This is a genomic window from Streptomyces sp. NPDC056169 (assembly GCF_042268445.1).
Classification (GTDB): Bacteria; Actinomycetota; Actinomycetes; order Streptomycetales; family Streptomycetaceae; genus Streptomyces.
Genome location: NZ_JBHJUO010000009.1, coordinates 129,114 through 141,658, shown reverse-complemented (window position 1 = coordinate 141,658; position 12,545 = coordinate 129,114). Strand labels below are relative to the sequence as shown.

The following is a 12,545-nucleotide window of genomic DNA, read 5'->3' as shown; positions in this document are numbered from 1 at the left end:
CCCTCACCGGAACTCGTGGACCACCTGGATCTCGCCCACGATGTGGGCGTTGAAGTCGTCCAGCTCCTCGGCCGGAACCCAGAGCTCCAGGATCGTCCGCCCACCGGCCTGCTGGACGGGATACCGGCGCAGGAACTCCGAGTCGACCTCGAAGCGGGTGACGAACCCCGCCCCGTCGTGCTTCACGTTCCAGTCCCGCGCGATCCTGATTGCGTAGTCCTCGTCGAGGACCGGATAGAAGATCGGCTGCTCGGGGAGACGCGGCGGCCACGCACGCCAGTTCAGCTCGCGGACGAGGTCCAGCTCCACGGGTCCGGTGGGCCGCCACAGGGTCGTCGTCGGCTGGAGGCCGGTCATGTGCATCGCTCTCTTGGCAGGGGCGGCCGGGGATACGGCCGACGGGGACCCCGGACACTAGCCGCAGCGCAGAACGGCAGGCCACCCGATATCCGCGCCGGGGCCGCCGTCGCGACCGCACACGCCGGCCCGGCGGGGGTGTCCCGTCGGGCCGGCGTCGAGGTGGGGCGTCGTCAGCAGGCGTCGACCCAGAGGTGGGAGCCGACATGGTCGTTGACGGGCTCGCCCTGGCCCACGCCCTCGCCGAAGAACGTCAGGCCGGAGGCGCCGAGGTCGGGAATCGAGTGGCCCTGGTGGAGGCAGACCCACGAGCCTTCCCAGGAGGTGCCGCGGAAGAGCTTGACGTCCTCACCGCGGCCGGGGAAGCCGTTGTTCCAGATGTCCGAGACCCTGTCCCGGCAGCCGGCCCAGTTGCCGTTGGGCCCGTTCCACCTGCAGTGGAATCCGCCCGCGTGGGGGTGCTCCCAGGCGTAAAGGAAGCCGTCCGGGACGGCAACCGCCGCCGGGGCGACGGCCGCCGGGGCCTCGGGGACGGCGACGCGGGCGTCGGCCACCGGGGCCGTGAGCAGGGTGAGGGCTCCGACCGTGAGAGCAGTGGCCAGGGCACGCTTGATGCGCATGGTGGTTCTCCTTCTGGGTGGGTGGCCGTACCGCCGTGTGCGGCGCGGCCGGTGGGGCCGCCGTGTGCCTCGTGGCACGCGGCGGAGTCGTGGGGCCCGGACGGTCAGTCCCGTGGGCCGTCGCCCAGGACGCGGCGGGCGCGGGGCAGGGCTGCCGTCCTCAGCCGCTCCCGTGTCTCGACGTCCGCGCGGTACTCGCGGGCCAGGAGCCTGCCGTGGTGGGCGTCGAGATCCCGGGCCGTACGGGCCAGCGCCGACTCCCGGGCGCACCGGACCTCCGCCAGGGCGAGGGCCACCTCGCGGTCCTTGCCGAGGGGGCGTACGGGGGACAGCGCGGCGGTCCGGGCGTCGGCCGGTGTCGCGAACTCGTGCCCGGCGCGCCGCATGCAGCCCCGCCACGCGCCGAGCCGCCGCAGGTAGCCGCTGTCGGCCGTGACGCGGCTCCGGCGGATCCAGTCCAGGGCGTCGACGCGGGTCGAGGCACGGAACCAGGCGCCGAGGTCTCCGTAGAGCGCGTCCTGGGCCTCCGCGACGCACCCCCGATCGCTGCGCCGTACGGTTCCGCCGCCCGGTAGGCGGACGGTCAGCCCGTCGGGTGACGTGCCGTTGGCAGCGGCCAGCGCCTTCGCCTTCCGGTCCGCCGGGAGCGCGGCGAAGTAGGTGCGGTTCGGATCGCTCGCCGCGCGGGCCTCCCGGTGCCGTCGCAGGTCGGAGCCGTATCCGTGCCGTCGGGCCCGGTCGGCGTCGTCGAGGACGTACACGAAGGCCGTGCCCTCGGGGTCCTCGTCGAGCGGGAACACCCGGTACGTGAAGCCGTGCCGGCGCATGCAGTCCCGCAGCAGCCGCTGCTCGGCGTCGTGGAGCAGCCGGTCCTCGGCGGTCACCGCTCCCGTGGAGCCGGGGCGCACGGGAGGTGGTCGTTCGCCGGCGGCCGGTTCGCCGAAGCCGGCGAGCAGCGTCGCGGCGAGGGCGATCGTGGCGCCGGTGACCGCCACGGTGACCGCCAGGGTGGCGGCGACGGGGGAGCGGCGGGCAGAGCTGTGCCGGGGCATGGGGGTCTCCTGCGGTGGGTCGGGAGGGTCGGGGAGGTGCGGGGAAGGTCGGGGACGACCGGGGCCCGAGGTGGCGGGGAAGGGCGTTGGCGTCGGTGCGCCGGAGTGCGGCGGCCACGTGGCTCCGCCGCACGGCGCGGGTTCGCACCGGGGGCGGGACGCCCGGTCGGGTGCCGCTGTCGAGCGGTGCCGTGGCCGGACAACCGAAGTCTGTGCCGGGTGGGAAGCGGCCCGCAACCGTGTCCCGCCCGCTTCGGCGAAGTCGGGATCCCGGCGCCGCTGACCTGCGGGGACTCTCCTGTCCCGGGACAAAGGAGTCCCCGGGACAGGAGCCGGGAACGGCGCAACGCGACGGCGGCCGCGTCGTTCTCGTGGTGTGCCCCGCGCAGCGCACCGAGGCGCGGGACCAGTGAAGAGCAGCCGACACCGAGGTCGCCCGCGACGGCGGGCCGGCCCGAACCGAGGGAGCCGATCCGTGAGCCGATCCGTGGACCACCGGGACGAGCGGGAGAGCGGACTTCTCCGCCGCGCGGACGCGAGAAGCCGCCGGGCAGGCGGACCGATCGGCAGGGGACGGGCCGCGTCCCGGCGGGGGTTCCTCGCGGCCGTGGCGCTGGGCGGCGCGGCTGCCTGCCTCGCCGCGCTCCCCGGCGCCGCCACCACCACACCCCTTGCCCCGGCCGCCGCAGCCCACGTACCCGCGCCGCCCTCGCCGACCGGGCCGCCCATGCCCGTCCTCGACCAGGACTTCGCCGACCCGGACGTCGTGCGGGTCGGCGGGGTCTTCCACGCCTACGCCACCAACGCCCACGGCAGGAACATCCAGCACGCCACCTCCACCGACCTGGTCCACTGGACGGTCGACGGGGCGGACGTCCTGCCCGAGGTCGGCGCCTGGGTCACGCTCGATCCGCCGGGCCATGTCTGGGCACCGGAAGTCTTCGACAACGGCGACGGCTTCACGCTCCACTACACGGCCCGCGACCGGGCCGGCGGGCGCCAGTGCATCGGCGTCGCGCTCGCGTCCTCGCCCGGCGGCCCGTTCCGGCCGGTCGGCGACGGCCCCCTGGTCTGTCCGACCGGGCAGGGCGGCGCGATCGACGCGTCGAGCTACACCGAGAACGGCACCCGCCACCTCCTCTGGAAGAGCGACGGGAACTGCTGCCAGTTGGACACCTGGCTCCATATCCAGCCCGTCTCGTGGGACGGCACCCGGGTCACCGGGGACCCCGTCCGGCTCATCAAGCAGGACGATCCCCACAGCTGGGAGCAGGGCCTCGTCGAGGCACCCACCCTCGTGAAGAGGGACGGCCGTTACGTCCTCCTGTACTCGGCCGGCGACTACCGCACCCAGGCCTACGCCGCGGGCTGGGCGACCGCCGACGCGCTCACCGGGCCGTACGTGAAGGGGAGCGGGCCGTTCATGACGACGGCGTCCTTCGCGGGAGCGATCGGCGGACCGGGCGGCCAGGACGTCGTGACCGGCCACGACGGCCGGGACCGGCTCCTCTTCCACGGCCGGGGCGCCGACGCCTCACGACGGGTGCTGTACGCCGCCGACCTGGGATTCGCCGACGGCCGTCCGGTCGTGCGCGGCAGCAAGGCGGTGTACGAGGCCGAGCTCGCCCGGGTGCACGCGGCGACCGTCCGCGAGGCGCGGAACGCCTGGGGCGACCGGGCCGTCGGGCACATCGACGAACCCGACAGCTTCGTGGAGTTCCGCGTCTTCGCCGCCTCGCCCGGCCGCCACACCCTGGCCGTGCGCTACGGCAACGGCTCGCTGGACGACGCGGGCGCGCCTGCCGCCGCGTCGCACCTGCTGACTGTCAACGGCACGCCCGCGGGCGCCGTCGACTACCCGTACACCGGGTGGGACGAGTGGACGTCGCGCGAGGTGCCGGTGGACCTGCGCGAGGGGTGGAACACGGTCCGTCTGACGAAGGGCGACCGGTACACGGAGCTCGACGCCGTGGAGGTGTCGTAGGGCCTGTCCGGCCACTTCGCGTCAGGCCCACTTCTGAGGTGTCGTCCCGTCGCACGGCAGCACCCGCAGACCGCCCGCGCTGTCGGCCAGACAGTGCCGGGCCGTCGTGCTCCTGACCTCGACCGCCGTGTCGTCCCGCGCGGTGACGGTCCACCGCTGTGACGCGGACGAGCCGCAGACCGTGGTGGTCAGGCCGCCGGGATGGTGGTCCAGGCACTCTCCCGTCGCGTGGTTCCTGAGCAGGGTGCTGCCGTCCTCCGTCGTGCGGACGGTCCAGCGCTGGTACGACATGCCGTTGCACGCGAAGGACCGGGTGCCCTGGTCGAGACTGTCGTCGAGGCACGCGCCCGTCGCCCGGCTCACGAAGATGCGGGTGATCTCCGACGTGGCGGACGTGGCGGACGCGCCCTGTGCGCCCGCCGAGGAATCGCCGGCGCCTGCCGGGGCCTGCGGCCGGGCGAGTACCAGGACCGCACTCACGACGCCGATCACCAGGCCGATCGCGGCCCCCGCGACGGCCCAGGCCACGTGCCGTCTCCGCACGGAGAGCGGGCGCCGCGCCGGCTCGGGCAGGACGGCGTCCGACGCCTCGGCGGCGATCGCGGGCCCGTCGGCGTCCTGCGACGCGGCGGCCTCCTGCGGAGCCTCCGCGTTCGCCTCCGCGTTCGCCTCCGCGTCCGCCTCCGCGTCCGCCTCCGCGTTCGCCTCCACCTCCGTCGTACCGGCGTCCTGAACCGGTACGTCCCCGCCCGGTTCGCCGCCCTCGCCCGGCTGACGCCGGACCGGTTTGCGCTGGCTGCGGTCGGCGGCCTCCCACAAGTGCCGGTACGCGGAGGGGTCGCCGTCGAGGACCTCGCACAGGGCACGCACCGTGGACCACGGGGGAACGGTGCTGCCGAGGAAGTACCGGGACAGCGACGAGTCGCTGATGCGGACGCTCGTTTCGAGGGTCCGGAGCGTGCATCCGGAGCGCCGCTGGAGGTCGCGCAGCGCCCTGCCCAGCGCGCGGGCCGGCTCCTGGTCGTCAGGCCGGTCGGCAGCCATGATGGCGCCCTTCGCCGCAGGGACAAATGGTGTTCCAGCAGGTCAGAACCCTAGGGGGCGGCAGATCGTGGTGGCAAACAGGAGCACTCTCCCGAAGGACCCCGAGGCCGCCGGTTGACGTGGCGCCGGCCGACGGCCGCCGGAGTGCCGTCGGCACACCCACCTTTTTGTGGGTACTTGCCGGGGGAGGGGCGCGGGGAGAACCTGGTGGTGGCCGAGGGAACGGAGAGGGAAAGGAGACGGTCGAACGGTCAGGACGCGGCGCGCTCCTCGGCGAGCCGGTCCAGCCTGCGGTGGCCCCAGTCGGAGAGGGGCGCCAGCGCGTCGGAGAGCTCGCGGCCGAAGTCGGTCAGGGAGTAGACGGTCTTCGGCGGCACCACGTCGTGCACCTCGCGGTGCACGAGGCCGTCCGACTCCATCTCCCGCAGGGCCTGGGTCAGTACCTTCTCGCTGATCGCCGGGATCCGCCGGCGCAGCTCACCGGGCCGGTGCGGGCCGGATTCGAGCATCCAGAGCAGCAGGGTCTTCCACTTGCCGTCGATCACTGCGACGGCCGCGGTCACGCCGCAGACCTCCGTGTCTGCGGCCCGGCCACGCGTCATCGTGCTCGTCCCCGTCCTCGTACCTCGGTCATGTCTTTTCTTCTTACCTCATGTACAAGGGAGTTCCGCGATGTCTTCTTCCCCTTCTTCCTCCCCGACCTCGTCCGAGGTGCCGTCCGTGACGGTCGTCGGACTCGGCCCCATGGGCCGTGCGCTGGCCGGTGCGTTCGTGGCCGCCGGGGTCCGTACCACCGTGTGGAACCGCACCCCGGGCCGGGACCGTGAGCTGGTCGCGCGGGGCGCGATCGGGGCGGCGACGGTCGAGGAAGCGGTCGGCGCGAGCCCGCTCAGCGTCGTCTGCCTGGTCAATTACGACGCGACGGACGCCGTACTCCGTCAGGTCGCCGTCACGGCGGCGCTGAAGGGCCGCACCCTGGTGAACCTCACGGCCGACACCCCGGACCGGGCCCGGGACACCGGCCGTTGGGCCGGCGATCACGGCATCCGGTATCTCGACGGCGCCATCATGACGCCCACCCCGACCATCGGCACGCCGCAGGCTGTGTTCCTGCACAGCGGCCCGGCCGAGCTCTACGCCGAACACCGGCCGGTGCTCGACGTCCTGGGCGGCAGCCACACGCACCTCGGTGAGGACATCGCCCGGGCGGCGGCGTACGACATCGCGCTGCTCGACATCTTCTGGACGTCGATGGCGGGGTACGTCCACGCGGTCGCCCTGGCGAGGGCGGAGGGCGTCTCGCCGAGCGAACTGGCCCCGTTCGCCCAGGGCATCGGCGCGATCCTGCCGCCGCTGTTCCAGGAACTGGCCGAGGACCTGGAGAGCGGGGCCTACTCGGGCGAGGGCAATCCGCTGACGTCCGCGGTGTCGTCCATGGCGCACATCGTCCAGGCGTCCGAGGCCCACGGCATCGACGCGGGCGTGATGCGGGCGGCCGAGGGGCTCGCGCGCCGCACGGTGGGCCTGGGCCACGGCGCCGAGGGCTTCATCCGGATCGCCGAAGTCCTCACCCGTCGCTGAGAGTTCGGCGCTCGCCGACGGGTTCCGGGTCCGTCGCCCCGAAGCACTCCTCCGGGGCGACCTCCCGGCCCTCCTCCGTGCGGACCCGGGTGAGGGCGAGGGCGTGGTTGTGGCCCGTGTGGGCGGCGGCTCCCGTGACGATGACGACGCCCTCGTCCTCGGTGTGGAGGACCAGTCCGGGCGTTCCGGCGTAGGTGTGGCGCGTGACCGTGGCGGCGAGGATGTCGAGCCGCCGGCCGTGGTGGTGGGTGTACGCGGCCGGGTACGCGTTCCGTCGGGCGTCGACGAACCGCGCGAGGGACTCCGCCGGAAGGGACCAGTCGATCCGGCCGTCCTCGACGGAGTGGGTCCGTGCGGGGATGTCGGCGCCCCGCCCTCGGGGACGGTCGCTCCCCGCGGGTTCGTGCACGACGCCGGCCGGTGCCGGTTCGAGGTGGCGGTGCACCCGCCGTAACAGGGAGCCCAGTTGGTCGCGTTCCCCCGGGCTCAGCGGGGCGAGGATCTCGTCGTCCGCCGATGCGATGTCCGCGCTGAGGTCGGCGAGTGCGGCCCTGCCCTCGTCGGTCAGTGCGACGACGACGCGGCGCCGGTCGGAGCGGTCCCGGACGCAGTCCACGTGCCCGGCCCGCTCCAGGTCGTTGACGATCTTCACGAGGTCGCTGGCGTTGATGTCGAGCCGGGCGGCCAGGGCCGTCTTCATCTGCGGGCCGAGGTCGCCGAGCAGCGCCAGCACGGTGAGGTGCCACAGCCGGAGCCCCCGGGCGGCCAGCCGGTCGGTAAGGCGCCGACGCGCGGCCTTGCCGATGGCGGTCAGGAGGTACGCGTGGAGGTCGAGGACGCTCGGCGGCGTCGTGCGCGCCGGGGCACCGGTGGCGGGTGGCGCGACCGGTGTCTCGCCCGGGAGCGCGGGGAGCGTCAGGTCGGTACCGGCGAGCGCCGCGAGGACCCGCGCCCAGTCGGTCGGTACGTTCGAGAGGCCGACGAAGGCGAACTGCTTGCCTTCCGGGTCGTGTGCCGTCCCGGAGACGACCGACTGCTCCATGACTCATCCTTAGGTGAGGCTAACCTAATATTCATTCAGCGACGCACCCCGGGACCTTCCGGGGCACGTCAGTGGCTATGCGGCGGCCGTCCGCAGCTCCAGCGTGCAGCACTTCACGCTGCCACCGGCCTTGAGGAGTTCCGAGAGGTCCACGCCGATGGGGTGGAAGCCCCGGGCGCGCAACTGCTCGGTCATTCCTGTGGCGTTGTGCGGCAGCACCACGTTGTAGCCGTCCGAGGTCGCGTTGAGTCCGAAGACCGCCGCGTCCTCGGCCGTGGCGATGACGGCGTCGGGGAACAGGCGCCGCAGGACCGCGAGGCTGCCCGGCGAGAAGGCCGCCGGGTAGTACGCGATCGTCCGCTCGTCGAGCACCGTCAGCGCGGTGTCGAGGTGGTAGTAGTCCGGGTCCACGAGCGTCAGTCCGATGACGGGGCGTCCGAAGAACTCCTGTGCCTCGTCGTGCGAGCGCGGGTCGCTGCGGAAGCCCGTACCGGCGAGCAGCCAGTCGCCGGTCAACAGGTAGTCCCCCTCGCCCTCGTTGACGACGTCGGCGGTGCGGAGGTCGGGGAACCCGTTGTCGCGCAGCCAGTCGTGGTAGGCGGGGCCCTCCGCGATGCGCTCGGCGTCGCGGAACCTCGCCACGAGCGCCCGGCCGTCGATCACCGTGGCGCCGTTGGCGGCGAAGACCATGTCGGGGAGGCCGGGGAGGGGGTCGATCGTGTCGACGGTGTGCCCGAGGCTCAGGTAGACCTCGCGCAGCTTCTCCCACTGGGTGATGGCCAGTTGGGTGTCGACGGGCTTCGCCGGGTCCATCCAGGGGTTGATGGAGTAGACCACGTCGAAGTGGGTGGGCCGGCACATGAGGTAGTGCCGAGGCCGTGCGGTACGCATGGTGAGGGTCCTCGATGTCAGGGGCGGCCGGTGAGGTAGCCGCCCATGGAAGTGAAGTACTCGGCCGCGGACAGCTCGCGGCCGTCGTCCGTGCGGACGCGGGTGACGGCCAGGCCGTGGTTGCGGCCCGTGCGCGCGTCGGCTCCGGCGACGATGACGACGCCGTCGCCCTCGCGGTAGAAGATCCGGCCGGGCGTCCCGCCGTAACGGCCCGTGGAGACCGCGGCGGAGAGGACTTCGAGACGCCTTCCGCGGTGGAAGGTGAAGGCGGCCGGATACGGGTCGGACTGGGCACGGACCAGGCGCTCCAGCACCTCGGCGGGCCAGCTCCAGTCGATCCGGATGTCCTCCTCGGCCCGCTTGTGGAAGAAGCTGGCCTGCGACCTGTCCTGCCGGGTGAACTCGGTCTGCCCGGAGGCGATCAGGCCGAGGGCGCCGATCGTGACCGGGGCGATGAGGTCGACCGTCTTGTGGAACAGGTCCGTCGCCGTGTCGGTCGGCTCCACGGCCACCGACTCCTGCCGGACGATGTCGCCGGCGTCGAGCACCTCGTCCATCATGTGGGCCGTGACGCCCACTTCCGGCTCGCCGTTGATCAGCGCCCAGATCAGCGGCGAGAAGCCGGCGTACTTCGGCAGCAGGGAGTCGTGGACGTTCAGCGTGCCGTGGCGCGGGAGATTGTAGATCCGCGGCGGGATCCACGTACGCCAGTTGTTGGCCACGATGATGTCCGGATCGGCCTCCTTGAGCCGCTCGAACAGCTCCTCGTCGTCCGGCCGGTTGCGGATGACGACGGGCACGCCGTGCTCCGCCGCCAGGTCGGCGACCGAGTCGCTCCAGATCTTCTCGTACGCGTGCTCGCTCTTGGGGTGCGTCACGACCAACACCACGTCGTGCTCGGAGTCCAGGAGCGCTTGGAGGGTGCGATGGCCCCAGGTCTGATAACCGAACATGACGACCCGCATGGGCTTCCTCCTCGGAAGAGCGATTGATCGGCGTAAGTAAAGCAAGGCTTACCTAACATCACAACTGGGTGATGTTTCAAGGCTGTTCGAAGCCATGGTTTCGGTGCTGTTCGCGACACCCCGTCGACAGGCGCCATCAAATCAGGTTAGCTTTACCTAAGTTCCGCTCGGGTCGCCCTCTCCGGTGTGCCCCGATGCCCTGTTCCCTGCCACGCCCCCCACAGGCGGCACGCACGATGGGAGTGACATGTCTCAGGTTCTTCCTGGCGACACACCTCTGGTCCACGACCTCATTGGAATCGGCTTCGGGCCGTCCAACGTGGCCATGGCGTTGGCGCTCAGCGAGCACAACGCACGCGTCGGCAGGGAGGAGGCGGTGACCGCGCACTTCTTCGAGCGGCAGCCGTGTTTCGGCTGGCACCGCGGCATGCTGATCGACGACGCGACCATGCAGGTGTCCTTCCTCAAGGACCTCGTGACGCTCCGGAACCCGTCCAGCGAGTACAGCTTCCTCTGCTACCTGCAGAGCAAGGGGCGGTTGATCGACTTCGTCAACCACAAGAACCTCTTCCCGCTGCGCGTGGAGTTCCACGACTACTTCGAGTGGGCGGCGGCGAAGGTCGACGACATGGTCTCGTACGGCCACGAGATCATCGCCGTCGAACCGGTCGTCCAGGACGGCGTGGTGGAGTACCTGGAGGTCACCGCCCGCGCCGGATCGGAGCTCGTCGTCCACCGCGCCCGCAACCTCGTCCTCGGCACCGGACTGCGCCCCCGGATGCCGGAGGGCATCGAGCGCAGCGACCGCGTCTGGCACAACTCCGACCTGCTGGCCAAGGTGGACGGCCTGGAGGGCACCGCCCCCGAGAGGTTCGTCGTCGTGGGCGCCGGGCAGAGCGCCGCCGAGAACGTGGCCTACCTGCACCGCCGCTTCCCGGACGCCGAGATCTGCGCCGTCTTCTCCCGCTACGGCTACAGCCCCGCCGACGACAGCGCCTTCGCCAACCGCATCTTCGACCCCGAAGCGGTCGACGAGTACTTCACCGCTCCCGACGACGTCAAGCGCAAGCTGATGGAGTACCACGGCAACACCAACTACTCCGTGGTGGACATCGACCTCATCGACGACCTGTACCGGCAGTCGTACCAGGAGAAGGTCCTCGGCACCGAGCGGCTGCGCTTCCTCAACATCTCCCGGCTCATCGGCGTCGAGGACGGCCCCGACGGAGCCCGCGCCACCGTCAGGTCCCTGGTCAGCGGCGAGGAGACCACGCTCGACGCCGACGTGGTCGTGCTCGCCACCGGCTACAGCCCCGCCGACCCGCTCGGCCTCCTCGGGGACGTCGCCGAGCGCTGCCACCGCGACGAGCAGGGCCGCATACGCGTCGAGCGCGACTACCGCGTCGCCACCGACCCCGAACTGCGCTGCGGCATCTACCTCCAGGGCGGTACGGAGCACACCCACGGCATCACGTCGTCGCTGCTCTCCAACACCGCGATCAGGGTCGGGGAGATCCTCGACTCGATCGTCGGCCACCGCCCCGCCGCCGTGCCGGCCGCCCGCGAGAACCGGCCGGTCGCCGACGGCGTCGGCACGGCCCGCTAGACCCGACTCGCGCCGGGCCCCGGGCCCGCTGGAGCCGGTCCGTCTCAGGCCCGGTCCGCAGGAACCGGTCCGCGAGGCCCGGTCTGCGCCACACCCGGTCCGCTGGAACCGGTCCGCCGGGACCGGCCCCCGCGAGGAACCCCCGTGCCGCACCCCTCGCACCTCTCCGCGCCCCCCCCACGCAACACCCGCCGCTTCCCCGCCGGGCAGCGCTCTCGCCCGGCGGGGGCGGCACGCACTGTGAATCCCCGTGAAAGGAAAGTCTGTGTCCACTGGTGCACGTCCCGCGCTCGCGCGGTTCGCCAGATCCGCTCCCCGCGTGGCCGTCCTCGCGGTGGCGGCGCTCGCACTCGCCGCCTGTGGGGGCGGGACGGAGAAGTCCGGCTCGTCCTCCACGCCCTCCGCGCCGGCGTCGGCCGACGGAGCGGGCAAGCCCGCCGCGTTCCCGGTGACGGTCGCGCACAAGTACGGCAGCACGACGATCGACAAGGAGCCGAAGACGATCGTCACCCTCGGCCTCTCCGACCAGGATGCGGTGCTCGCGCTCGGTGTCGAGCCGGCCGGCTCGGTCGACTGGTTCAAGGAGCAGCCGTACGGCAAGTGGCCCTGGACGAAGGACAAGTGGGGCGACACGAAGCCGGTGATCGTCGGCGAGCGCGACGAGTACAACATCGAGAAGATCGCCGCGCTCAAGCCGGACCTGGTCATCGCCCAGTACTCGGGGATGAAGAAGGAGCAGTACGACACGCTCTCCAAGTTCACCAAGGTCGTCGCCCAGCCCAAGGAGCACCCCGACTACGGTGCGCCGTGGCAGGTCATGACCCGGCAGATCGGCAAGGCGCTCGGCAAGGACGCCGAGACCGAGAAGCTGATCGCGGACATCGACACCCGCTTCAAGGCCGTCCGCGACAAGCACCCCGAGTTCGCGCAGAAGACGCTGACCGTCGCCGACTCCTTCGAGGCCGGCAAGTACTCGGCGTTCACCAGGACCGACCCCAAGGCGATCTTCTTCTCCGGGCTCGGCTTCAAGCTGAAGCCGGAGATCGACGGCCTGGCCAAGCCGGGCTGGAACGTCGCCGAGCTCAGCGCCGAGAAGCTGAACGTCCTCGACGTGGACCGGCTCGTCTGGGTCACCTCCAGCACCGAGGCCAACGACCGGATCAAGGCGGAGCCGCTCTACAAGAAGCTGAAGGTCAACCAGGAGAAGCGCGACCTGTTCGTGCCCTACCAGGACCCGGACATCGGCGCCGCGTTCTCCTTCAACACCGTCCTGTCGATCCCGTACGCCATCGACGAGATCGAGCCGCTGCTCGCGGCCATCAAGTGACGACGCACCGCTGACCCGCTCGTCGCTGACGCAGCGTCAGGGAGCGTGGGTCCTACCGACGGCGTGGCGGTCCCGC

Annotated in this window: 12 protein-coding genes; 4 read left to right on the top strand and 8 right to left on the bottom strand. The window is 72.0% G+C overall.

Features of this window, described 5'->3' with window-relative positions:
- Positions 1-3: 3 nt before the first annotated feature.
- The 3 genes from ACFC0G_RS16550 to ACFC0G_RS16540 form a co-directional block, all read right to left on the bottom strand.
- Complete coding sequence (locus ACFC0G_RS16550; RefSeq protein ID WP_376403615.1) at positions 4-357, bottom strand: hypothetical protein; 354 nt, start codon at positions 355-357, stop codon at positions 4-6.
- Positions 358-530: 173 nt separating this feature from the next.
- The gene (locus ACFC0G_RS16545) at positions 531-977 is read right to left on the bottom strand and encodes a hypothetical protein (protein WP_376403613.1); all 447 of its coding nucleotides are present in this window, start codon (positions 975-977) and stop codon (positions 531-533) included.
- 104 nt (positions 978-1,081) lie between these two features.
- On the bottom strand, positions 1,082-2,029 hold the full coding sequence (locus ACFC0G_RS16540; RefSeq protein WP_376403611.1) for a hypothetical protein: 948 nt from the start codon (positions 2,027-2,029) through the stop codon (positions 1,082-1,084).
- Between the two features lie 475 nt (positions 2,030-2,504).
- Between ACFC0G_RS16540 and ACFC0G_RS16535 the strand changes: the two genes are divergently transcribed.
- Positions 2,505-4,013, top strand: a complete 1,509-nt coding sequence (locus tag ACFC0G_RS16535) for a family 43 glycosylhydrolase (protein WP_376403609.1) — start codon at positions 2,505-2,507, stop codon at positions 4,011-4,013.
- A 21-nt stretch (positions 4,014-4,034) separates the two neighbouring features.
- On the opposite strand, the gene ACFC0G_RS16530 is transcribed toward ACFC0G_RS16535, so the two are convergent.
- Both ACFC0G_RS16530 and ACFC0G_RS16525 read right to left on the bottom strand, forming a co-directional pair.
- Entirely contained in the window at positions 4,035-5,057 is a 1,023-nt protein-coding gene (locus tag ACFC0G_RS16530) for an RICIN domain-containing protein (RefSeq protein WP_376403607.1), read from the bottom strand.
- Positions 5,058-5,308: 251 nt separating this feature from the next.
- The gene (locus tag ACFC0G_RS16525) at positions 5,309-5,659 is read right to left on the bottom strand and encodes a winged helix-turn-helix transcriptional regulator (RefSeq protein ID WP_376403605.1); all 351 of its coding nucleotides are present in this window, start codon (positions 5,657-5,659) and stop codon (positions 5,309-5,311) included.
- A 70-nt stretch (positions 5,660-5,729) separates the two neighbouring features.
- On the opposite strand from ACFC0G_RS16525, the gene ACFC0G_RS16520 reads away from it, so the two are divergent.
- Positions 5,730-6,638 (top strand): NAD(P)-dependent oxidoreductase, encoded by a 909-nt coding sequence (locus ACFC0G_RS16520; RefSeq protein ID WP_376403603.1) that lies wholly within the window; start codon positions 5,730-5,732, stop codon positions 6,636-6,638.
- Here the strand turns inward: ACFC0G_RS16520 and ACFC0G_RS16515 are convergent.
- The 3 genes from ACFC0G_RS16515 to ACFC0G_RS16505 all read right to left on the bottom strand — a co-directional run bounded on the left by ACFC0G_RS16515 (position 6,625) and on the right by ACFC0G_RS16505 (position 9,536).
- Complete coding sequence (locus ACFC0G_RS16515; protein WP_376403601.1) at positions 6,625-7,680, bottom strand: MarR family transcriptional regulator; 1,056 nt, start codon at positions 7,678-7,680, stop codon at positions 6,625-6,627. The two genes, ACFC0G_RS16520 and ACFC0G_RS16515, sit on opposite strands and share 14 nt — an antisense overlap.
- Positions 7,681-7,755: 75 nt before the next feature.
- Positions 7,756-8,571: a dimethylargininase gene (gene ddaH / locus ACFC0G_RS16510; RefSeq protein WP_376403600.1), complete on the bottom strand. Its 816-nt coding sequence runs from the start codon at positions 8,569-8,571 to the stop codon at positions 7,756-7,758.
- Between the two features lie 17 nt (positions 8,572-8,588).
- Positions 8,589-9,536, bottom strand: a complete 948-nt coding sequence (locus ACFC0G_RS16505; protein ID WP_376403598.1) for a methionyl-tRNA formyltransferase — start codon at positions 9,534-9,536, stop codon at positions 8,589-8,591.
- Between the two features lie 247 nt (positions 9,537-9,783).
- On the opposite strand from ACFC0G_RS16505, the gene ACFC0G_RS16500 reads away from it, so the two are divergent.
- The gene (locus ACFC0G_RS16500) at positions 9,784-11,142 is read left to right on the top strand and encodes a lysine N(6)-hydroxylase/L-ornithine N(5)-oxygenase family protein (protein ID WP_376403596.1); all 1,359 of its coding nucleotides are present in this window, start codon (positions 9,784-9,786) and stop codon (positions 11,140-11,142) included.
- A gap of 265 nt (positions 11,143-11,407) precedes the next feature.
- Positions 11,408-12,469: an iron-siderophore ABC transporter substrate-binding protein gene (locus ACFC0G_RS16495; protein ID WP_376403594.1), complete on the top strand. Its 1,062-nt coding sequence runs from the start codon at positions 11,408-11,410 to the stop codon at positions 12,467-12,469.
- Positions 12,470-12,545 lie beyond the last annotated feature (76 nt).